This is a genomic window from Burkholderia sp. KL41, assembly GCF_057005415.2.
The window spans coordinates 458272-476132 of the sequence record NZ_CM174446.1; the positions used below are offsets into that span (position 1 = coordinate 458272).

The 17861-nt window shown below is 62.2% G+C and carries 25 protein-coding genes and 1 tRNA gene; 25 read left to right on the plus strand and 1 reads right to left on the minus strand.

The window, feature by feature from the left end:
• Positions 1-31: 31 nt before the first annotated feature.
• The 12 genes from hisB (at position 32) to tatC (ending at position 7091) form a co-directional block, all read left to right on the plus strand.
• Positions 32-619: an imidazoleglycerol-phosphate dehydratase HisB gene (gene hisB, locus PQB87_RS02195; protein WP_011350728.1), complete on the plus strand. Its 588-nt coding sequence runs from the start codon at positions 32-34 to the stop codon at positions 617-619.
• 66 nt (positions 620-685) lie between these two features.
• Positions 686-1306: a MarC family protein gene (locus tag PQB87_RS02200; RefSeq protein ID WP_027788538.1), complete on the plus strand. Its 621-nt coding sequence runs from the start codon at positions 686-688 to the stop codon at positions 1304-1306.
• The gene (hisH, locus tag PQB87_RS02205) at positions 1303-1944 is read left to right on the plus strand and encodes an imidazole glycerol phosphate synthase subunit HisH (protein WP_034189815.1); all 642 of its coding nucleotides are present in this window, start codon (positions 1303-1305) and stop codon (positions 1942-1944) included. Before PQB87_RS02200 ends, hisH begins: the two co-directional genes overlap by 4 nt.
• A 163-nt stretch (positions 1945-2107) precedes the next feature.
• On the plus strand, positions 2108-2863 hold the full coding sequence (gene hisA, locus PQB87_RS02210) for a 1-(5-phosphoribosyl)-5-[(5-phosphoribosylamino)methylideneamino]imidazole-4-carboxamide isomerase (RefSeq protein ID WP_021161854.1): 756 nt from the start codon (positions 2108-2110) through the stop codon (positions 2861-2863).
• A gap of 106 nt (positions 2864-2969) precedes the next feature.
• On the plus strand, positions 2970-3743 hold the full coding sequence (gene hisF, locus PQB87_RS02215; protein ID WP_011350732.1) for an imidazole glycerol phosphate synthase subunit HisF: 774 nt from the start codon (positions 2970-2972) through the stop codon (positions 3741-3743).
• Complete coding sequence (gene hisI / locus PQB87_RS02220; RefSeq protein ID WP_021161852.1) at positions 3743-4159, plus strand: phosphoribosyl-AMP cyclohydrolase; 417 nt, start codon at positions 3743-3745, stop codon at positions 4157-4159. The genes hisF and hisI overlap by 1 nt, the downstream gene beginning before the upstream one ends.
• Positions 4156-4521, plus strand: coding sequence for a phosphoribosyl-ATP diphosphatase (locus tag PQB87_RS02225; protein WP_006485344.1), 366 nt, complete (start codon positions 4156-4158; stop codon positions 4519-4521). Before hisI ends, PQB87_RS02225 begins: the two co-directional genes overlap by 4 nt.
• Before the next feature lie 69 nt (positions 4522-4590).
• Positions 4591-4983, plus strand: coding sequence for a DUF4870 family protein (locus PQB87_RS02230; RefSeq protein WP_011350734.1), 393 nt, complete (start codon positions 4591-4593; stop codon positions 4981-4983).
• A 31-nt stretch (positions 4984-5014) separates the two neighbouring features.
• Positions 5015-5380, plus strand: a complete 366-nt coding sequence (locus tag PQB87_RS02235) for a histidine triad nucleotide-binding protein (protein WP_111943156.1) — start codon at positions 5015-5017, stop codon at positions 5378-5380.
• Positions 5381-5473: 93 nt separating this feature from the next.
• Positions 5474-5704: a Sec-independent protein translocase subunit TatA gene (gene tatA / locus PQB87_RS02240; RefSeq protein WP_021161850.1), complete on the plus strand. Its 231-nt coding sequence runs from the start codon at positions 5474-5476 to the stop codon at positions 5702-5704.
• Positions 5705-5730: 26 nt separating this feature from the next.
• Positions 5731-6261, plus strand: coding sequence for a Sec-independent protein translocase protein TatB (gene tatB, locus PQB87_RS02245; RefSeq protein WP_059491978.1), 531 nt, complete (start codon positions 5731-5733; stop codon positions 6259-6261).
• A gap of 41 nt (positions 6262-6302) precedes the next feature.
• Positions 6303-7091 (plus strand): twin-arginine translocase subunit TatC, encoded by a 789-nt coding sequence (tatC, locus tag PQB87_RS02250; protein ID WP_021161848.1) that lies wholly within the window; start codon positions 6303-6305, stop codon positions 7089-7091.
• A gap of 204 nt (positions 7092-7295) precedes the next feature.
• Here the strand turns inward: tatC and PQB87_RS02255 are convergent, their stop codons facing one another.
• Positions 7296-8501, minus strand: a complete 1206-nt coding sequence (locus tag PQB87_RS02255; RefSeq protein ID WP_021161847.1) for a Do family serine endopeptidase — start codon at positions 8499-8501, stop codon at positions 7296-7298.
• Between the two features lie 21 nt (positions 8502-8522).
• On the opposite strand from PQB87_RS02255, the gene PQB87_RS02260 reads away from it, so the two are divergent.
• From PQB87_RS02260 to PQB87_RS02320, 13 genes are all read left to right on the plus strand, one after another.
• Positions 8523-9269, plus strand: coding sequence for a Nif3-like dinuclear metal center hexameric protein (locus tag PQB87_RS02260; RefSeq protein ID WP_111943154.1), 747 nt, complete (start codon positions 8523-8525; stop codon positions 9267-9269).
• A gap of 218 nt (positions 9270-9487) precedes the next feature.
• Positions 9488-10108, plus strand: coding sequence for a ubiquinol-cytochrome c reductase iron-sulfur subunit (gene petA / locus PQB87_RS02265; protein ID WP_011350741.1), 621 nt, complete (start codon positions 9488-9490; stop codon positions 10106-10108).
• A complete protein-coding gene (locus PQB87_RS02270) occupies positions 10105-11487 on the plus strand; it encodes a cytochrome b (RefSeq protein WP_091924937.1) in 1383 nt (460 codons plus the stop codon). The genes petA and PQB87_RS02270 overlap by 4 nt, the downstream gene beginning before the upstream one ends.
• A 21-nt stretch (positions 11488-11508) precedes the next feature.
• Positions 11509-12267 (plus strand): cytochrome c1, encoded by a 759-nt coding sequence (locus PQB87_RS02275; RefSeq protein WP_021161843.1) that lies wholly within the window; start codon positions 11509-11511, stop codon positions 12265-12267.
• Between the two features lie 93 nt (positions 12268-12360).
• On the plus strand, positions 12361-12972 hold the full coding sequence (locus PQB87_RS02280) for a glutathione S-transferase N-terminal domain-containing protein (RefSeq protein WP_006400565.1): 612 nt from the start codon (positions 12361-12363) through the stop codon (positions 12970-12972).
• Between the two features lie 71 nt (positions 12973-13043).
• Entirely contained in the window at positions 13044-13571 is a 528-nt protein-coding gene (locus tag PQB87_RS02285; protein WP_111943150.1) for a ClpXP protease specificity-enhancing factor, read from the plus strand.
• An 18-nt stretch (positions 13572-13589) separates the two neighbouring features.
• Positions 13590-13665 (plus strand) — tRNA-Thr (locus PQB87_RS02290).
• Between the two features lie 97 nt (positions 13666-13762).
• Positions 13763-14806: a tyrosine-type recombinase/integrase gene (locus PQB87_RS02295; protein WP_489242510.1), complete on the plus strand. Its 1044-nt coding sequence runs from the start codon at positions 13763-13765 to the stop codon at positions 14804-14806.
• Positions 14807-15213: 407 nt separating this feature from the next.
• A complete protein-coding gene (locus PQB87_RS02300) occupies positions 15214-15426 on the plus strand; it encodes a hypothetical protein (RefSeq protein ID WP_038761028.1) in 213 nt (70 codons plus the stop codon).
• A gap of 95 nt (positions 15427-15521) precedes the next feature.
• A complete protein-coding gene (locus tag PQB87_RS02305) occupies positions 15522-16163 on the plus strand; it encodes a helix-turn-helix domain-containing protein (RefSeq protein ID WP_231716641.1) in 642 nt (213 codons plus the stop codon).
• A gap of 5 nt (positions 16164-16168) precedes the next feature.
• Positions 16169-16330: a hypothetical protein gene (locus tag PQB87_RS02310; protein ID WP_154302346.1), complete on the plus strand. Its 162-nt coding sequence runs from the start codon at positions 16169-16171 to the stop codon at positions 16328-16330.
• Between the two features lie 139 nt (positions 16331-16469).
• Positions 16470-16709, plus strand: coding sequence for an EexN family lipoprotein (locus PQB87_RS02315; RefSeq protein ID WP_489242511.1), 240 nt, complete (start codon positions 16470-16472; stop codon positions 16707-16709).
• Positions 16710-16719: 10 nt separating this feature from the next.
• Positions 16720-17859: a TrbL/VirB6 family protein gene (locus PQB87_RS02320; protein WP_489242512.1), complete on the plus strand. Its 1140-nt coding sequence runs from the start codon at positions 16720-16722 to the stop codon at positions 17857-17859.
• Positions 17860-17861 lie beyond the last annotated feature (2 nt).

Sequence of the window (17861 nt, forward strand, 5' to 3'; positions counted from 1 at the left end):
CCATTTACATCGACTCAGTCAAGGAATTGCCATGCGTGTGGCGGAAGTCGTTCGCAATACCAGCGAAACGCAGATCCGTGTGAAGCTCAATCTCGACGGCACGGGCCAGCAGAAGCTGGCTACCGGCGTGCCGTTCCTCGACCATATGCTCGACCAGATCGCTCGACACGGTCTGGTCGATCTCGAGGTTGAAGCGCATGGCGATACGCATATCGACGACCACCACACGGTCGAGGATGTCGGCATCACGCTCGGGCAGGCTGTCGCGAAGGCGATCGGCGACCGCAAGGGCATCCGTCGCTACGGCCATTCGTACGTGCCGCTCGACGAGGCGCTGTCGCGCGTCGTGATCGACTTCTCCGGCCGGCCGGGCCTCGAATTCCACGTGCCGTTCACGCGTGCGCGGATCGGCACGTTCGACGTCGACCTGTCGATCGAGTTCTTCCGCGGTTTCGTGAACCACGCGGGTGTCACGCTGCACATCGACAACCTGCGCGGGATCAACGCGCACCATCAGCTCGAGACCGTGTTCAAGGCCTTCGGCCGTGCGCTGCGCGCGGCGGTGGAGCTGGACGAGCGTGCGGCGGGGCAGATCCCGTCGACGAAGGGCAGCCTCTGAACCTGAACTGACCGGACGGAGCGTCTAGGACAACCTCACGGCTTCGGCGCGCGGCGCCGGCTTGCGATGGATCTGCTCAAATCGTTCATTTCGCTGCTGGCGCTGATCAACCCGATCGGCGCGGTGCCGTTCTTCCTGAGCCTGACGGCGCAGCAGACGGACATCGAGCGGCGGCGTACGATCCGGATCGCGTCGGTGTCGGTGTTCTGCGTGATGACGGTGACGGCACTGCTCGGGCAGCAGATCATCGACTTCTTCGGCATTTCGGTCGGGTCGCTCGAGGTGGGCGGCGGGATCATCATGCTGCTGATGGCGATCAACATGCTGAACGCGCAGATCGGCAACACGCGATCGACGCCGGAGGAGCGCCACGAGGCCGAGCTGAAGGACAACATCGCGGTCGTGCCGCTGGCGATTCCGCTGCTCACGGGCCCCGGCTCGATCAGCACGGTGATCATCTACGCGGCGAACTCGCGTCACTGGTATGAGCGGGCCGGGCTGGTCGCGATCGGCGCGGCCCTGGCTTTTCTGTGTTTCGTCGCGATGCGGCTCGCCGAGCCGATCGCGAACTGGATCGGCCGCACGGGCATCAACATCGCCACGCGGCTGATGGGTCTGATGCTGTCGGCGCTGGCGGTGGAATTCATCGTCAATGGACTGAGGGCGCTACTGCCTGCACTGAGATGAAAACTTCGATTGCGATTGTGGATTATGGGATGGGCAACCTGCGCTCGGTCGCGCAGGCGCTCAAGAAGGCCGAACCGGCCGCCGACGTGGCGATCGTCGACACGCCGGCCGCGATCCGCGCGGCCGACCGTGTCGTGCTGCCCGGCCAGGGCGCGATGCCCGACTGCATGCGCTGCCTCGGCGAGTCGGGCTTGCAGGAGGCCGTGATCGAGGCCTCGCGCACGAAGCCGCTGCTCGGCGTGTGCGTCGGCGAGCAGATGCTGTTCGACTGGAGCGCCGAAGGCGACACGAAGGGCCTCGGCCTGTTGCCCGGCAAGGTCGTGCGTTTCGAACTCGACGGCCGTGTGCAGGACGACGGCTCGCGCTTCAAGGTGCCGCAGATGGGCTGGAACCGCGTGCGCCAGTCGCAGCCGCATCCGCTGTGGGACGGCGTGCCCGACGACGCGTATTTCTACTTCGTGCACAGCTACTACGTGACGCCGGACAACCCGGCGCATACGGTCGGCGAAACGGCCTATGGCGCGCCGTTTACGTCCGCGGTCGCGCGGGACAACCTCTTCGCGACCCAATTCCACCCCGAGAAAAGCGCGGAGGTCGGGTTGCGTCTGTATCGCAACTTCGTACACTGGAAACCGTGAACGTCGCGTGCGTGCCACAGTCGGCGGGCCGCAGAGGCCCGTCTTACGGGGCTCGCGCGCCTAAGCGCCGAAAGAGTTGTACTAAACTAGCGAGACGGCGCGGTACCGGATTGGCCGGTACGCGCCGGATTCTTTTCTTCTTCCACGACGACACCCGATTGCTATGTTGCTGATTCCGGCCATCGATCTCAAAGACGGTCAGTGTGTGCGCCTCAAACAGGGCGATATGGACCAGGCCACGATTTTCTCCGAGGACCCGGCGGCGATGGCCCGCAAGTGGGTCGATCTCGGCGCCCGGCGGCTCCATCTGGTCGACCTGAACGGCGCATTCGCCGGCAAGCCGAAGAATCTCGAGGCGATCGAAGCGATCCTCGACGAAGTCGGCGATGAAATCCCCGTACAGCTCGGCGGCGGCATCCGCAGCCTCGAGACGATCGAGAAGTATCTCGACGCGGGCCTGTCCTACGTGATCATCGGCACCGCGGCCGTGAAGGATCCGGGTTTCCTGCAGGACGCGTGCACCGCGTTCGCGGGCAACATCATCGTCGGGCTGGACGCGAAGGACGGCAAGGTCGCGACCGACGGCTGGAGCAAGCTCACGGGCCACGAGGTGGTCGATCTCGCGAAGAAGTTCGAGGACTACGGCGTCGAATCGATCGTCTACACGGACATCGGCCGCGACGGGATGCTGCAGGGCATCAACATCGAGGCGACCGTGAAGCTCGCGCAGGCGGTCGGCATCCCGGTGATTGCCAGCGGCGGCCTGTCGAACCTCACGGACATCGAGAATCTGTGCGAAGTGGAAGAGCACGGCGTCGAAGGCGTGATCTGCGGCCGTGCGATCTACTCCGGCGATCTCGATTTCGCGGCCGCGCAAAAGCGCGCGGACGAACTGAACGGCGAACTCGACAACGCGTAAGCGCGGTTGTCCCGCTCGCCGGGGCTGCCAGCAGGCGGCCCCAACGGAAGCCTCGCGCGAGGCTTTCCGCAACCGGCCGTCCCATCGCGGCATTTGGCGCAACATCATGGCTCTAGCTAAACGCATCATCCCCTGCCTGGACGTGACTGCCGGGCGTGTCGTCAAGGGCGTCAACTTCGTCGAACTGCGCGATGCCGGCGACCCCGTCGAGATCGCCCGCCGCTACGACGACCAGGGCGCCGACGAACTGACGTTCCTCGACATCACCGCGACATCCGACCAGCGCGACCTGATCCTGCCGATCATCGAAGCCGTCGCGTCGCAGGTCTTCATTCCGCTGACCGTCGGCGGCGGCGTGCGCGCCGTCGAGGACGTGCGGCGCCTGCTGAACGCGGGCGCGGACAAGGTCAGCATGAATTCGTCGGCGGTCGCGAACCCGCAGCTCGTGCGCGACGCGGCCGACAAGTACGGCTCGCAGTGCATCGTCGTCGCGATCGACGCGAAGCGCGTGTCGGCCGACGGCGAGACGCCGCGCTGGGAAGTCTTCACGCACGGCGGCCGCAAGAACACGGGCCTCGACGCGATCGAATGGGCGCGCAAGATGGCCGAGCTCGGCGCGGGCGAGATCCTGCTCACGAGCATGGATCGCGACGGCACCAAGTCGGGCTTCGACCTCGCGCTCACGCGCGGCGTGTCGGATGCGGTGCCGGTGCCGGTGATCGCGTCGGGCGGTGTCGGCTCGCTGCAGCACCTGGCCGACGGCATCAAGGACGGCCGCGCCGATGCGGTGCTGGCCGCGAGCATCTTCCACTACGGCGAGCACACGGTCGGCGAGGCGAAGCGCTTCATGGCCGACCAAGGCATCCCGGTGAGGCTGTGATGAATACGGAAACGAATGCATTGCCCGCGTGGCTCGACAAGGTCCGCTGGGACGACAACGGCCTCGTGCCGGTGATCGCGCAGGAGGCGTCGACGAACGACGTGCTGATGTTCGCGTGGATGAACCGCGAGGCGCTGGCGAAGACGATCGAGACGCACCGCGCGGTCTACTATTCGCGTTCGCGCAAGCGCCTGTGGTTCAAGGGCGAGGAGTCGGGCCACGTGCAGCACGTGCACGAAGTGCGGCTCGATTGCGACGAGGACGTCGTGCTGCTGAAGGTCGAGCAGGTGTCGGGCATCGCGTGCCACACCGGCCGGCATTCGTGCTTCTTCCAGAAATTCGAAGGCACCGTCGACAGCGGCGACTGGGTCGCGGTCGAGCCGGTGCTGAAAGATCCCGAACACATCTACAAATGACGCAATCGACCGAAGACACGCTGCTGCGCCTCGCGGCCGTGATCGATAGCCGCAAGGGCGGCGACCCCGATCAATCGTACGTATCGCGCCTGTTCCACAAGGGCGACGACGCGGTGCTGAAGAAGATCGGCGAAGAGGCGACGGAAGTCGTGCTGGCCGCGAAGGACGTGCGCCAGGGCGGCGCGCCGACCGCGCTGGTCGGCGAGGTGGCCGACCTGTGGTTCCACTGCCTCGTGATGCTGTCGCATTTCGACCTGAGCCCGGCCGACGTGATCGCCGAGCTCGAGCGCCGCGAAGGGCTGTCGGGGATCGAGGAGAAGGCCCTGCGCAAGCGTCGCGAGCGCGAGGAAAACGGCGGGTGACAGACCCTTGTCGCGGGATGGCCACAGTGCGGTAAGCTGTAAGAATTGTCATCTAACGGGGGTAGCATCATGACCGATACGCCAAGTCAGTTTCCGCCGCCGTCGGTGCCGGGGGCCGCGGACGCCGAACGCCTGAACGGGCTGCGCACGTTGACTCACGTGCTCTACGGCCTCTACGCGTTTCATTGGCTCACGGGCGGCGTCACGGGCATCATCGCGATCATCATCAACTACGTGAAGCGCGACGATGTGGCCGGTACGCCGTATGCCGCCCACTTCGAGTGGCAGATCCGCACGTTCTGGCGCGCGCTGATCGCGTATGTGATCGGGTTCGCGCTGATGTTCGTGGTGATCGGATTCGCAGTGATGTTTGTCACGTGGATTTGGACGCTGTACCGTATCATCAAGGGTTGGCTGTACCTGAACGACAACAAGCCGCTCGATCCGCAGGCCTGGTTCTGACCGGCCGCGTTCGGGTGTCTGCAGGAGCAACATGAGTCACGATCCGAATTGCCTGTTCTGCAAGATCGCGGTAGGCGAGATCCCGAGCACGAAGGTGCACGAGGATGACGAATTCGTCGCGTTCCGCGACATCCGCCCGGCGGCCGAAACGCACGTGCTCGTGATTCCGCGCCAGCACCTGCCGACGCTGTCGGCGGCGAGCGAGGCCGATGCGCCGATGCTCGGCCGGCTGATGCTGCTCGTCTCGCGTCTCGCCGGCCAGCTCGGCGTCGCCTATACGGGCGGCGAAACGGGTTTCCGTACGGTGATCAATACAGGCCCGGGCGGCGGGCAGGAGGTCTACCACCTGCACGCGCATATCCTGGCCGGCCCGCGCCCCTGGCAGCGGATGGGTTGACGGCGCGGGGCGTTTCCCCGCATCGATAGTCGAAGCCGGCACGTTGCCGGCGATTTGCGCCGCGTAGCGGCGTGGTTGAGGAGAGGTTTCATCATGGGTGGATTGAGCATTTGGCACTGGCTGATCGTGCTGCTGATCGTCGCGCTGGTTTTCGGTACGAAGAAGCTGCGCAATATCGGCAACGATCTCGGCAGCGCCGTGAAGGGTTTCAAGGACGGCATGAAGGACGGTGAAGCGCCGGCTGACGCGCAGCAACTGCCGCGCTCGGGCTCGGTCGACGTCAACGCGAAGGAAACGACGCGTTCCGATTCGAACAAGGCGTAACGCCGGCACGCTGACAGGCATTCGCGATGCTGGATCTCGGTCTTTCGAAGATGGCGCTGATCGGCGTCGTCGCGCTCGTGGTGCTCGGCCCCGAGCGCCTGCCGCGCGTCGCGCGTACGGCAGGCGCATTGTTCGGCCGCGCGCAGCGGTACATCAACGACGTGAAGGCCGAGGTCTCGCGCGAAATCGAACTCGACGCGCTGCGGACGATGAAGACCGATTTCGAATCGGCCGCGCGCAATGTCGAGACGACGATTCACGACAACCTGCGCGAGCACGAAAAGGAACTGAACGACACGTGGCATTCCGCGGTTGGCGGCCTTGACGAAGCGTCGGGCAGCACCGGGTCCCATGATTCCGACACGCCCGCGGCGCCGTCGTGGCGAGGCAGTACGGCCGCGCTCGCGCCCAAGCGCCGCAACTGGCGCGTCAAGCAGGCGGCTGCGCCTGTCTGGTACAAGCGCGCGACCACCCGCCGCACGCACGTGCAGTCGGGCGCCGCGCGCGTCGCGCGCCACCAGCCGGCCAGCCTGCGCCGGCCGACGCGCTTCTTCTGAGCCGAGCGCATGCTCGCTCGTCAATCCTACCGAGGGCCGGTGTGAGCGACCCCCAGCAGAACCCGGGCGACGCCCCGGAAGAAACTTTCATTTCCCATCTCGTCGAGCTTCGCGATCGCATCATTCGCGCGGGGGCGGCCGTGATCGTCGTGTTCCTCGGGCTCGTCTACTGGGCGCCCGACATCTTCCGGCTGCTTGCGCGGCCGCTGATGGAGAACCTGCCGAAGGACGGCAAGATGATCGTCACCGACGTCACCGGCTCGTTCTTCGTGCCGATGAAGGTCACGATGCTCGTCGCACTGGTGATCGCGCTGCCGATCGTGCTGTACCAGATCTGGGCGTTCGTCGCGCCGGGGCTGTATCAGCACGAGAAAAAGCTCGTCGCGCCGCTCGTCGGCAGCAGCTACTTCCTGTTCCTGTGCGGGATGGCATTCGCGTACTTCCTCGTGTTCCCGACGATCTTCCGCGTGATGGCGCACTACAACGCGCCGCTCGGGGCGGAAATGACCACCGACATCGACAACTACCTGAGCTTCGTGCTCGGGATGTTCATCGCGTTCGGGGTCACGTTCGAGGTGCCGATCGTCGTCGTGCTGCTCGTCCGGATGGGCGTGCTGTCGCTGAAGAAGCTCAAGGAGATGCGGCCGTACGTGATCGTCGGCGCGTTCATCGTCGCGGCGGTCGTCACGCCGCCGGACGTATTCTCGCAACTGATGCTCGCGTTGCCGCTCATCGTGCTGTTCGAGATCGGGTTGCTGGCCGCGCGGTTCTTCGTGCCGAAGAAGCCGGCCGAGGAAGGCGAGGCGGGGAACGGCGAAGCCGCCAGCTGATGGGGGCGTGCCGGGCGATGCACGGCAGGCGGGTTTCCGGCCAGGCCTGAGCGGCCATGCGGCATGGCCGGCCGGAGCGCGTGCGGCGAGGCCGGCGTCCCGGCAACGAAGGTCTTTCGATGCAAAGCAAAAGGGCAGCCAGGAGGCTGCCCTTTTTCGTTTCCGGCGGAGTTCGGCACGCGGCTGTGTGCCGCCCGCCCGACGTTATTCGGTATCGCTGTCCTGCTCGTCGAGCGTCTGCTTCGGCGGCGGCGGGCGCTTGCCGATCACGACGTTCATGTCGAACTCCTTGCCCTTGCGGACGACGTGCACCTTGGTCGGCGTGCCCGGCTTGATCTGCGCGACCGTGTTCAACAGCTTCGTCGTGTCGGTGATGTCCTCGCCGTTGACCGAGACCAGGATATCGCCCGGCTTGATGCCGGCCTTGTCGGCCGGGCCGCCCTGCAGCACGCCGGCGACGATCGCGCCCGATTTCTGCTGAAGCCCGAACGATTCGGCGATCTCCGGCGTGACGTCCTGCGGCTCAACGCCGATCCAGCCGCGCGTGACCGAGCCCGTCGTGATGATGCTTTCGAGCACCGTGCGCGCGGTCGACACGGGAATCGCGAAACCGATGCCGAGTGAGCCGCCCGAGCGCGAGTAGATCGCGGTGTTGATGCCGAGCAGGTTGCCGTTCACGTCGACCAGTGCGCCGCCCGAGTTGCCGGGGTTGATCGGCGCGTCGGTCTGGATGAAGTTCTCGAACGTGTTGATGCCGAGGTGGTTGCGGCCCAGTGCGCTGATGATCCCCATCGTGACCGTCTGGCCGACACCGAACGGGTTGCCGATCGCGAGCACGACGTCGCCGACCCGCGACTGGTCGGAGCGGCCGAGCGTGATCGTCGGCAGGTTCGTCATGTTGATCTTCAGCACGGCGAGGTCGGTTTCGGGATCGCTGCCGATTACCTTCGCGGTGGCCGTGCGTCCGTCGGCGAGCGCGACCTCGATCTGGTCGGCGCCGTCCACGACGTGCTGGTTCGTTAGAATGTAACCTTCAGGGCTCACGATAACGCCCGAGCCGAGGTTGGCGGCCGGTTCGTCCTGCTGCTTGCGGGCGTTGCGGTCGCCGAAGAAGTAGCGGAACAGCGGATCTTTCGCGCGCGGATCGGGCGGCAGCGAGCCGTCCTTGCTGGAGAAGACGTTGACGACGGCCGGCATCGCCTTTTGCGCGGCTTCCGCGTACGACGTGGTCGCCGGCGCACCGCCGATGCCCGGCGCGACTTCCCGCAGCGCAACGATCGGCGTGGCGAGCTGCTTGCCGAGCTGTCCTTGCCGTTGCAGCCATTGCGGCTTGAGCGTCACGACGATGAACATCAGCGCGAGCAGCACGGTAACCGCCTGCGCGAAGAACAGCCAGAAGCGTCTAAGCATCTGAATGGATTAGAGGTTTATATGGATCGGATCGAACTTGAATTGTACTTGAACAATACCCTTGAAACCGCGCGCTTCAAGGACTATTGCCCGAACGGCCTGCAGGTCGAGGGGCGTCGCAAGATCGAGAAGATCGCCACCGGCGTGACGGCGTCGGTCGCGTTTCTTGAAGCCGCGCTCGAATGGGGGGCGGATGCCGTGCTCGTCCATCACGGCTATTTCTGGCGCAACGAGCCGCCGCAGATCACGGGCCGCAAGTATCAGCGCCTGAAGCTGCTGCTCGCGAACGACCTGAACCTGTTCGCGTTCCACCTGCCGCTCGACGCGCATCCCGAATTCGGCAACAACGCGCAGCTCGGTGAGAAGCTCGGGCTCATCGGCGAGCAGCGTTTCGGCGAAGGCGACCTCGGCTGGATGGCCACGCTGCCGATGCCCGTCTCGCTCGAGCACTTCGTCGCGAAGGTCGAGCGCACGCTCGGCCGCACGCCGCTCGTGCTCGGCGATCCGGACATGCAGCTGCGGCGCATCGCGTGGTGCACGGGCGCCGCGCAGAGTTATTTCGACGCGGCGATCGATGCCGGCGCGGACGTGTTCCTGACCGGCGAGGTGTCCGAATACGTGACGCACACGGCCGCGGAGAGCGGCGTCGCGTTCGTTGCGGCAGGGCACCATGCGACCGAACGCTACGGAATCCAGGCACTCGGCACCCACTTGTCCGAAGAATTCGGTATCGAACACCTTTTTATCGATATCCATAACCCGGTCTGAGTGCCGGATTTGCGGCAGCGCATCGAAATTTCTCAATGTAGCGGATGCTTAATAGCGAAATGATTTAATCGCTCCGATAGTGGGGGGAAACCCTTAACTATCAATCACTTCGAAGGGATTTTCATCTCCGGGCCTTGTAAATGGCGACTCCATTCGAGCAAACTAGCGGCGGAATGGAAAGTCGTGACGGAAAATCCAACTCAGAAGTGGGGCGTGTGATGCGAGACAAGGAAGAGAAACGCGTCGACAGCGGCCGCCGTACCTGGCTGATTGCGACATCCGTAGCAGGTGGCGTAGGAGGCGTAGCCACCGTCATACCTTTCGCGGCGTCGCTTGCGCCGTCCGCGAAAGCGAAAGCGGCCGGAGCACCGGTCGAGGTCGACATCAGCGGGCTGAAGCCCGGTGAAATGGTGACCGTGCCGTGGCGCGGCAAGCCGGTGTGGATCCTGAACCGCACCGACGCGATGCTTGCCGACGTGGTCAAGGCCGACAAGGAAGTGGCCGATCCGACCACCGAAAAGCCCTATACGATGCCGTTGCCCGCGTATTGTGCGAACGAATATCGCTCGCGGGCCGATCGCAAGAACATTCTCGTCGTGATGGCCGTGTGTACGCACCTCGGCTGCACGCCAAGCCAGCGCTTCACGCCGGGTCCGCAGCCGAACCTGCCGGACGACTGGCCGGGCGGTTTCCTCTGCCCGTGCCACGGTTCGACCTACGACCTCGCCGGCCGTGTGTTCAAGAACAAGCCGGCGCCTCAGAATCTCGACATCCCGCCCTACATGTTCACGTCGGCGACGACCCTCGTGATCGGCAAGGACGAGAAAGGAGAAGCGTGATGGCCGACAACAAGGAAGTCTCCACGACAGGTCTCACCGGCTGGATCGATCAGCGCTTCCCGCTCACGTCCACCTGGAAAAAGCACGTTTCCGAGTACTACGCGCCGAAGAACTTCAACTTCTGGTACTTCTTCGGCTCCCTCGCGCTGCTGGTGCTCGTCAACCAGATCGTCACCGGCATCTTCCTGACGATGAACTACAAGCCCGACTCGACGCTCGCGTTTGCGTCGGTCGAGTACATCATGCGCGAGGTGCCGTGGGGCTGGCTGATCCGCTACATGCACTCCACGGGCGCGTCGATGTTCTTCGTGGTCGTCTACCTACACATGTTCCGCGGGCTGCTTTACGGGTCGTACCGCAAGCCGCGCGAGCTCGTGTGGATCTTCGGCTGCGCGATCTTCCTGTGCCTGATGGCCGAGGCGTTCTTCGGTTACCTGCTGCCGTGGGGCCAGATGTCGTTCTGGGGCGCGCAGGTGATCGTGAACCTGTTCTCGGCGATTCCCTTTGTCGGCCCCGACCTGTCGCTGTGGATTCGCGGCGACTACGTCGTGTCGGACGTCACGCTGAACCGCTTCTTCGCGTTCCACGTGATCGCGATTCCGCTCGTGCTGGTCGGCCTCGTGATCGCGCACCTCGTCGCGCTGCACGAAGTGGGGTCGAACAACCCGGACGGCATCGAGATCAAGGCGAAGAAGGACGAGAACGGCGTTCCGCTCGACGGCATCCCGTTCCACCCGTACTACTCGGTGCACGATTTCCTCGGCGTGTGCGTGTTCCTGATGGTGTTCGCACTGATCGTGTTCTTCTCGCCGGAGATGGGCGGCTACTTCCTCGAGGCGAACAACTTCGTCCCGGCGAACCCGTTGCAGACGCCGCCCGAGATCGCGCCGGTCTGGTACTTCACCGCGTTCTACGCGATGCTGCGCGCGACCACCGACCCGTTCAAGATCGTCCTGATGATCGTCATCGCGCTGCTCGGCGTGCTCGCGCTGATCCGCGCGCGCGGCAAGTGGAAAGCCGGGTTGCCGGTGCTGGCCGCGGCGATCGTCGTCTTCATGTATCTGACGGAGTCGAAGTTCTGGGGCGTCGTCGTGATGGGTTCGGCGGTGATCACGCTGTTCTTCCTGCCGTGGCTCGACCGCAGCCCGGTGAAGTCGATCCGCTACCGGCCGCTGTTCCACAAGGTGTTCCTCGGGATCTTCGTCGCGGCGTTCCTGACCCTCGCGTTCCTCGGCACGCGGCCACCATCGCCGGCGGCCACGCTGATCGCGCAGTGTTGCGCGCTGATCTACTTCGCGTTCTTCCTCGGCATGCCCGTCTGGACGCCGCTTGGCACGTTCAAGCAGCCGCCGGAGCGGGTGCGCTTCAAGCCCCATTAACGTGAGCGAGGAGAGAACGACATGAAGAAACTGCTTTCGACACTCGCGCTGATCGGGGCGACCGCGTGTGCGCTGCTGGTGGCGCCGGCGGTGCGGGCGGAAGGTAATTTTCCGCTCGACCGGGCGCCCGATAACACGGAAAATCTCGTTTCGCTTCAGCACGGCGCGCAATTGTTTGTAAACTATTGCCTGAACTGCCACAGCGCGAACCTGATGCGCTACAACCGTCTGACGGATCTGGGCATATCCCAGAAGGAGATCGAAAAGAATCTCCTGTTCACGACCGACAAGGTCGGCAACACGATGTCCGTCGCGATGCGGCCTGAAGACGCGAAGAACTGGCTCGGCACCTCGCCGCCCGACCTGTCGGTCGAGGAGCGCGCGCGCGGCCGCGACTGGCTGTATACGTATCTGCGCAGCTTCTATCGCGACGATACGCGGCCGACCGGCTGGAACAACGCGGTGTTCGAGAACGTCGGCATGCCCCATGTACTGTGGCAGCTGCAGGGGCAGCGCACCGCCAAATTCGAAGACAAGACGGACGAGGAGACGGGCGAGAAGGTCCATACGCTCGTCGGCTTCCAGCAGGTCACGCCGGGGACACTGTCCGCGGTGGATTATGATGCTGCGGTTGCCGACCTGGTGGCGTACATGACCTGGATGTCCGAGCCGGCTCAGCAGACCCGCAAACGCCTCGGCGTATGGGTGCTGATCTTTCTCGGTGTCCTGACTTTCCTGGCCTGGCGGCTCAATGCCGCGTACTGGAAAGATATCAAGTAATCACGCCTGACCGGCGTGGGGCCGGCGCAAGGTGGAACCCCGGAAGGAGGTTCGCCGCGTGCCGGCCCTCGGCTTTTTTGAGGAAACGCAAACATGATGGTTCTGTATTCCGGCACAACTTGCCCGTTCTCCCAGCGTTGCCGGCTGGTGCTGTTCGAGAAGGGCATGGACTTCGAAATCCGTGACGTCGACCTGTTCAACAAGCCGGAAGACATTTCGGTGATGAACCCGTACGGTCAGGTGCCGATCCTGGTCGAGCGCGACCTGATCCTGTACGAATCGAACATCATCAACGAGTACATCGACGAGCGCTTCCCGCACCCGCAACTGATGCCGGCCGACCCCGTGCAGCGCGCACGTGCACGCCTGTTCCTGCTCAACTTCGAGAAGGAACTGTTCGTCCACGTCAGCACGCTCGAGAACGAGAAGGGCAAGGCAGCGGAGAAGAATCACGAGAAGGCACGTCTCGCGATCCGCGATCGCCTGACGCAGCTCGCGCCGATCTTCGTGAAGAACAAGTACATGCTCGGCGAGGAATTCTCGATGCTGGACGTCGCGATCGCGCCGCTGCTGTGGCGTCTGGATCACTACGGCATCGAGCTGTCGAAGAACGCCGCGCCGCTGATGAAGTACGCCGAGCGGATCTTCAGCCGTCCGGCCTATATCGAAGCACTGACGCCGTCCGAAAAGGTCATGCGTCGTTGATGATGCAATGAAGGCAAGACGGGGAGGGCGGCGCGGCGTGCCGCGCGCCCGCTCCGGGTTCGAGGATTGTGATGCAAGAGATTTCAACGAAGCCTTATCTGCTGCGCGCGCTGTACGAGTGGTGCACCGATAACGGTTACACGCCGCATATCGCGGTGAGGGTCGACAACTCGACGCGCGTGCCGCGTCAGTTCGTGCGTGACGGCGAGATCGTGCTCAACATCAGCTTCGAGGCGACGAGCCAGTTGCAGATGGGCAACGAGTGGATCGAGTTCACGGCCCGGTTCTCCGGGAAGGCGCACAAGATCGAGATTCCGGTTGCCAACGTGCTCGCGATCTATGCGCGCGAGAACGGGCAGGGGATGGCGTTCCAGGTCGATGCGGTTGCGGGCGAAGGCGAGGATTCGGGCGCGTTCGAAGAAGAAGCCGCGCAGGCGGATGACGCGCAGCGCGACGAGTCGCCTGCTGCGTTGACGCCGGTTGCCGACCGTGGTGCGAACGAGGAACCCTCCGAAGGCGCCGACGAACCGCCGAAAACCGACGGCGATGGCGACGGTTCGAAAGGTGGCAACAGACCTCGCCTCAAGATCGTGAAATGAGGTAGAATCTCGCGCTACGCCGGCTTAGCTCATCTGGTAGAGCAGTTGATTTGTAATCATCAGGTGGCGGGTTCGAGTCCTGCAGCCGGCACCATATGAATCAAGGGGTTACGTGAATTTCACGTAACCCCTTGTGCTTTCTGGGTGCTGAAAAGTACATTTTCGGTACAGTCAGCTCTCAGAACAGGTACATGGCAACCATCGTCAAGACGCCTTCCGGCACGTGGAAGGCCGTCATCCGCAAGATCGGCTGGCCGACCACGGCCAAGACCTTCCGCACCAAACGTGACGCCGAGGATTGGGGGCGCCGGACCGAAGATGAGATGGTTCGGGGTGTCTATCTGTCGCGTGCTCCCTCCGAAAAACTCACGGTGTCAGCCGCGCTGAAGCGGTATATGGAAGAGGTGTCGGTTACCAAGAAGGCGACCACGCAGCGCAGCGAGAGCTTTTCTGCGAAGCACCTGGAGGCGTTCTTCGGGAAGTATTCGATGGCGGCAGTTAGTGCCGAGCTCGTTGCCAAGTATCGCGACGAACGCCTCGCGGCCGGCAAATCAAACAACACGGTTCGCCTCGAGCTTGCGATGCTCGGGCATCTCTTCCGGATGGCGATTCAGGAGTGGGGAATTGGCCTGACTTTCAATCCCGTCGCCAACGTTCGCAAGCCGAGTCCCGGTGCCGGCCGGGACCGGCGATTGAGTCGTGATGAACACCAACGTCTCTTCGCGGCCACCGACGCCCATAGCAACCCGATGCTCGGCTGGATCGTGCGACTTGCCGTCGAAACCGGCATGCGATCGTCCGAGATCACGGGCTTGTGTCGCTCGCAAGTAGATTTGGATAGGCGAGTCGTGACCCTCAGGGATACAAAGAACGGTTCCAGTCGTGTGGTGCCGCTGACGCGTGAGGCAGCCGAAGTCCTCCGCGCAGCCCTGGACAATCCGATACGGCCCATTGACACCGATCTCGTGTTCTTCGGCGAGCCAGGGCGAGACGGAAAGCGTAAGCCGTATGTGTTCCAGAAGCTCTGGACCGGCATCGTTCGCGACCTCGGGATGGTCGATCTGCATTTCCACGATCTGCGACATGAGGCAGTCAGTCGGCTTGTTGAGGCGGGGTTGAGTGATCAGGAGGTGGCCTCGATCAGCGGCCATAAGTCGATGCAAATGCTCAAGCGTTACACGCACCTACGAGCTGAAGATCTGGTGCAGAAGCTCGACACTCTTCGACGCGCCTGATTCAGCCGCCGGCGTGGTTTGGACGGCCATCGCGCGGAGAGCCGCGATCGATGTTATCGAGAGCGTGTACACGCTCTCTTTCTAAATTCCGATTATATGTGCACGTTCCTTTGTTCTTATTCGGCGAGCGATGTTGTGGTGCTGTAGTGTCAAGGCGCTATAACTTTGTTGATTTATAAAGTTATAACTTTGCGTTTTTATTTACAAAAAGATACAAATTAATTGTCGATAAGTCTCGTTCTCGAGATTTTTATAAATCATTGATTATTATGTATTTATTTTGCGCTGATTTGAAGTTATAACTTTATAAAGTTATGGTATGTTTGGTGTTGATGTTGGTTTGAGCTTGTTGTTTGTTTTGATTAACCGTAATCTTCCGTTGCGCATAAAAGCAAGGAGTTATTCAGGTGACTTCAACGGAAGAAAACATCATCGAGCGTTACGGAGCATTGCTGACTCTTCCTCAGGTGGCGGAGTTATTGCATCGCAGCCCTGAGGGACTTCGGGTGACGCTCACGCGAGATAACGATGTGTCTCGCAAGTTGCTACCAGCACGGATCAAGATCGGTCGGCGTGTCTTGTTCAAAACGGCTGCAGTTGCGCACTTGTTCGCGGAATAAGTATGCACGGGCGCGTTGATACTACCTTCATCACCGTCCAGCGAGAGTTATACACGTCAGGTCTCGCTCGGGAGCTTGGGTCGGATGCGATAAACGTGTGGCTCGCAATCAAATGGCATGCCGATTTCAATACCGGAGTGGGGTATCCGAGTATTCGTCGCCTTATGGATCTAACGAAGCTGGCATCTGCCACTGTTCAAAAAGCCTTGATGCGGCTCGAAGCGGCTCATTTGCTGAAGAAAGTAGGAAAGAAGGGACGGGCGCAATGCTACCTAGCGCGTGAGCGCTTGGATGTGACGTCGGAACAGGGAAAGTGCTGTTCGATCGTCATCGACTACGTACCCAGGAGCCTGTCGAAATGGATCGCACGGATCAAGGCCGCATTGGAAACCGGCGAGCACGATCCGGACGCATTCGCTCGTGTCGAAGTCGTTCCCGGCGCGGGACTTACGTGGGACTCGAAGACCGGAGAGTTACGTGCGGCCATCCCTGTTGGCGTTACTCCTCAGGCAGCCGGGCCACCATCTGACAAGCCGCTTTCGCTGCTAGCCGCACGCGTTGCGGAGATAGGGGCGAATGCAATGCGAGGCCCGGACAACGCAGCAAGCGGCCCGCCAAGGTGCACCAACACCAAGACGGGCCTGACCACAACCCACCTTCCACGAGGTGAATCATGGCTAGAACTGAGTGTACCTGCAACTCACAGCAACACGAAGCGGCTAACGTCGCTCGTCTGAGAGGCTTGCTGCACAACATCTCCAGGACACAGGAAGCATTCCAGCTTCTCATCAACTTGAGCAGTTTCGTCGATCCGAGCGATCAAGAGGCGTATTTCACGATGCTTGATCTGCTGTCCCATTCGCTGAAAGACGGCGTGAAGACCTGCATGGTTAATCTGCGCTAGAAGCAGGTCAGCGAAAAAATCTCGAGCCAGAGAAAATTTAAGTAGAACTACTAACGTTACAACGTCGTGAAGTTATAAAGTTACGACGTCACAACGCTACAACATCACGACGTTAAAACGTTACACGGAGGATGTGAATATGAAGAAATGCCTCTACGTCCTGGTTGCCTGCGTTTTGGCCGCCTGTGGGCAGGAATATCACACCAAGGCTTGGTATATCGAGCATGACGCGGAGCGAGCCGGCAGATTCAAGGTATGCGAGAACGATCCCGCCCAATACCTGCGGCAAGGTTCAGACTGCCTGAACGCGAAAGAAGCAAACGCGATGGTTGCTTTCTACGGCAAGGAAGCGGCGCTTAAAGCGGCCCGCGAGAAATAAGGAGCGAACCATGGCCTTCGATGCGGTAACACAGATATTCGACTACATGGATGCTGTGACGCTCCAGATCGTCGCCGAAAACGTTAGCCGGATGATTGCATGGGTCACGCCGCTCGCGGCGCTTGGCCTGACCATTATGCTCGTCATAGATGGCGTGGCAACAATGCTGCGGCCGAGCGGCGTACCGCTCACGCACCTCGTGGAGAAGTTCCTCAAGTATTACGCGATTGTGGGGATCGCCGGCGCCGGAGGCCTGTATGAAACAACGCTGGCCAGTACAGCCATCCACTTGCCCGATGAACTGGCGTCCAAGCTGCTGATACACGGGAGCCTGGGTGCGAGTAACAGCGCCATAGCAAGCCTGATCGATGGCGCGATCGACCACAGTCTGACCGTCATGCGGACGGTTTTCGCGAATTCGAGCCTACTGACGAGCACCGGGGTTGGGGCTTTCATTCTCGGCATTGTACTTGTGCTTTCCACTCTACTGATCTGCGGCGTGGGCGCTGTCTCGATTCTGATTGCGAAGTTCCTGCTCGCGCTTTCAGTTTGCTTCGGCCCATTCTTCATCTTCATGTTGCTGGCCCCGCCGCTCGCCAATCTCTTCGGGAACTGGCTCGGTTCGGTCTTGAACTACGTCATCCTCATAGCGATAACGGCGATGAGCTTCGGTGTTTTCATGCACTTCTACGACAGCGCCATCTCGGCCGCGGCCAAGCCGAACCCGGACGCGGCCATCATTGGCCCGATAATCACGGCCGGCCTTGTCACCGTTATGGCACTTGGTTTGTTGAAGGTCTTGCCCGACCTCGCGGCGCGATGGACGAGTGGTGTCAAGACAAATTTCGATCGTTTCCTGCCGCAGCCAAGCTCGTCTTCCGCAGCCCCCGGCGGAGGCGGGGGGAGCCCGTCCGGGGGTAACAACGGCGGCAGTGCAGGGGCGGGCAGCGGCTCGAATTCCGGAGCCGGGAGCGCCGGTGGCAACTCGTCGAGTGGCAGCGGATACAGCTACGCTCGAGGATCGCAAGGCAGTGCAGGCACGGATAGCGGCTCGAATTCTGGGACCGGTAGTGCCGGTGGCAACTCGTCTAGTGGAAGCGGATACAGCTACGCTCAAGGATCGCAAGGCTCACAAAGCAGGGGGACGTAACG

Coding starts and splice junctions, on each gene's coding strand:
- tatA (WP_021161850.1), top strand. CDS start 5,474: ATGGGTGGATTGAGCATTTGGCACTGGCTGATCGTGCTGCTGATCGTC.
- PQB87_RS02280 (WP_006400565.1), top strand. CDS start 12,361: ATGATGGTTCTGTATTCCGGCACAACTTGCCCGTTCTCCCAGCGTTGC.
- PQB87_RS02285 (WP_111943150.1), top strand. CDS start 13,044: ATGCAAGAGATTTCAACGAAGCCTTATCTGCTGCGCGCGCTGTACGAG.
- petA (WP_011350741.1), top strand. CDS start 9,488: ATGCGAGACAAGGAAGAGAAACGCGTCGACAGCGGCCGCCGTACCTGG.
- hisF (WP_011350732.1), top strand. CDS start 2,970: ATGGCTCTAGCTAAACGCATCATCCCCTGCCTGGACGTGACTGCCGGG.
- PQB87_RS02235 (WP_111943156.1), top strand. CDS start 5,015: ATGAGTCACGATCCGAATTGCCTGTTCTGCAAGATCGCGGTAGGCGAG.
- PQB87_RS02315 (WP_489242511.1), top strand. CDS start 16,470: ATGAAGAAATGCCTCTACGTCCTGGTTGCCTGCGTTTTGGCCGCCTGT.
- hisB (WP_011350728.1), top strand. CDS start 32: ATGCGTGTGGCGGAAGTCGTTCGCAATACCAGCGAAACGCAGATCCGT.
- PQB87_RS02255 (WP_021161847.1), bottom strand. CDS start 8,501: ATGCTTAGACGCTTCTGGCTGTTCTTCGCGCAGGCGGTTACCGTGCTG.
- PQB87_RS02225 (WP_006485344.1), top strand. CDS start 4,156: ATGACGCAATCGACCGAAGACACGCTGCTGCGCCTCGCGGCCGTGATC.
- PQB87_RS02230 (WP_011350734.1), top strand. CDS start 4,591: ATGACCGATACGCCAAGTCAGTTTCCGCCGCCGTCGGTGCCGGGGGCC.
- PQB87_RS02320 (WP_489242512.1), top strand. CDS start 16,720: ATGGCCTTCGATGCGGTAACACAGATATTCGACTACATGGATGCTGTG.
- tatB (WP_059491978.1), top strand. CDS start 5,731: ATGCTGGATCTCGGTCTTTCGAAGATGGCGCTGATCGGCGTCGTCGCG.
- hisI (WP_021161852.1), top strand. CDS start 3,743: ATGAATACGGAAACGAATGCATTGCCCGCGTGGCTCGACAAGGTCCGC.
- PQB87_RS02275 (WP_021161843.1), top strand. CDS start 11,509: ATGAAGAAACTGCTTTCGACACTCGCGCTGATCGGGGCGACCGCGTGT.
- PQB87_RS02295 (WP_489242510.1), top strand. CDS start 13,763: ATGGCAACCATCGTCAAGACGCCTTCCGGCACGTGGAAGGCCGTCATC.
- PQB87_RS02200 (WP_027788538.1), top strand. CDS start 686: ATGGATCTGCTCAAATCGTTCATTTCGCTGCTGGCGCTGATCAACCCG.
- hisH (WP_034189815.1), top strand. CDS start 1,303: ATGAAAACTTCGATTGCGATTGTGGATTATGGGATGGGCAACCTGCGC.
- hisA (WP_021161854.1), top strand. CDS start 2,108: ATGTTGCTGATTCCGGCCATCGATCTCAAAGACGGTCAGTGTGTGCGC.
- PQB87_RS02260 (WP_111943154.1), top strand. CDS start 8,523: ATGGATCGGATCGAACTTGAATTGTACTTGAACAATACCCTTGAAACC.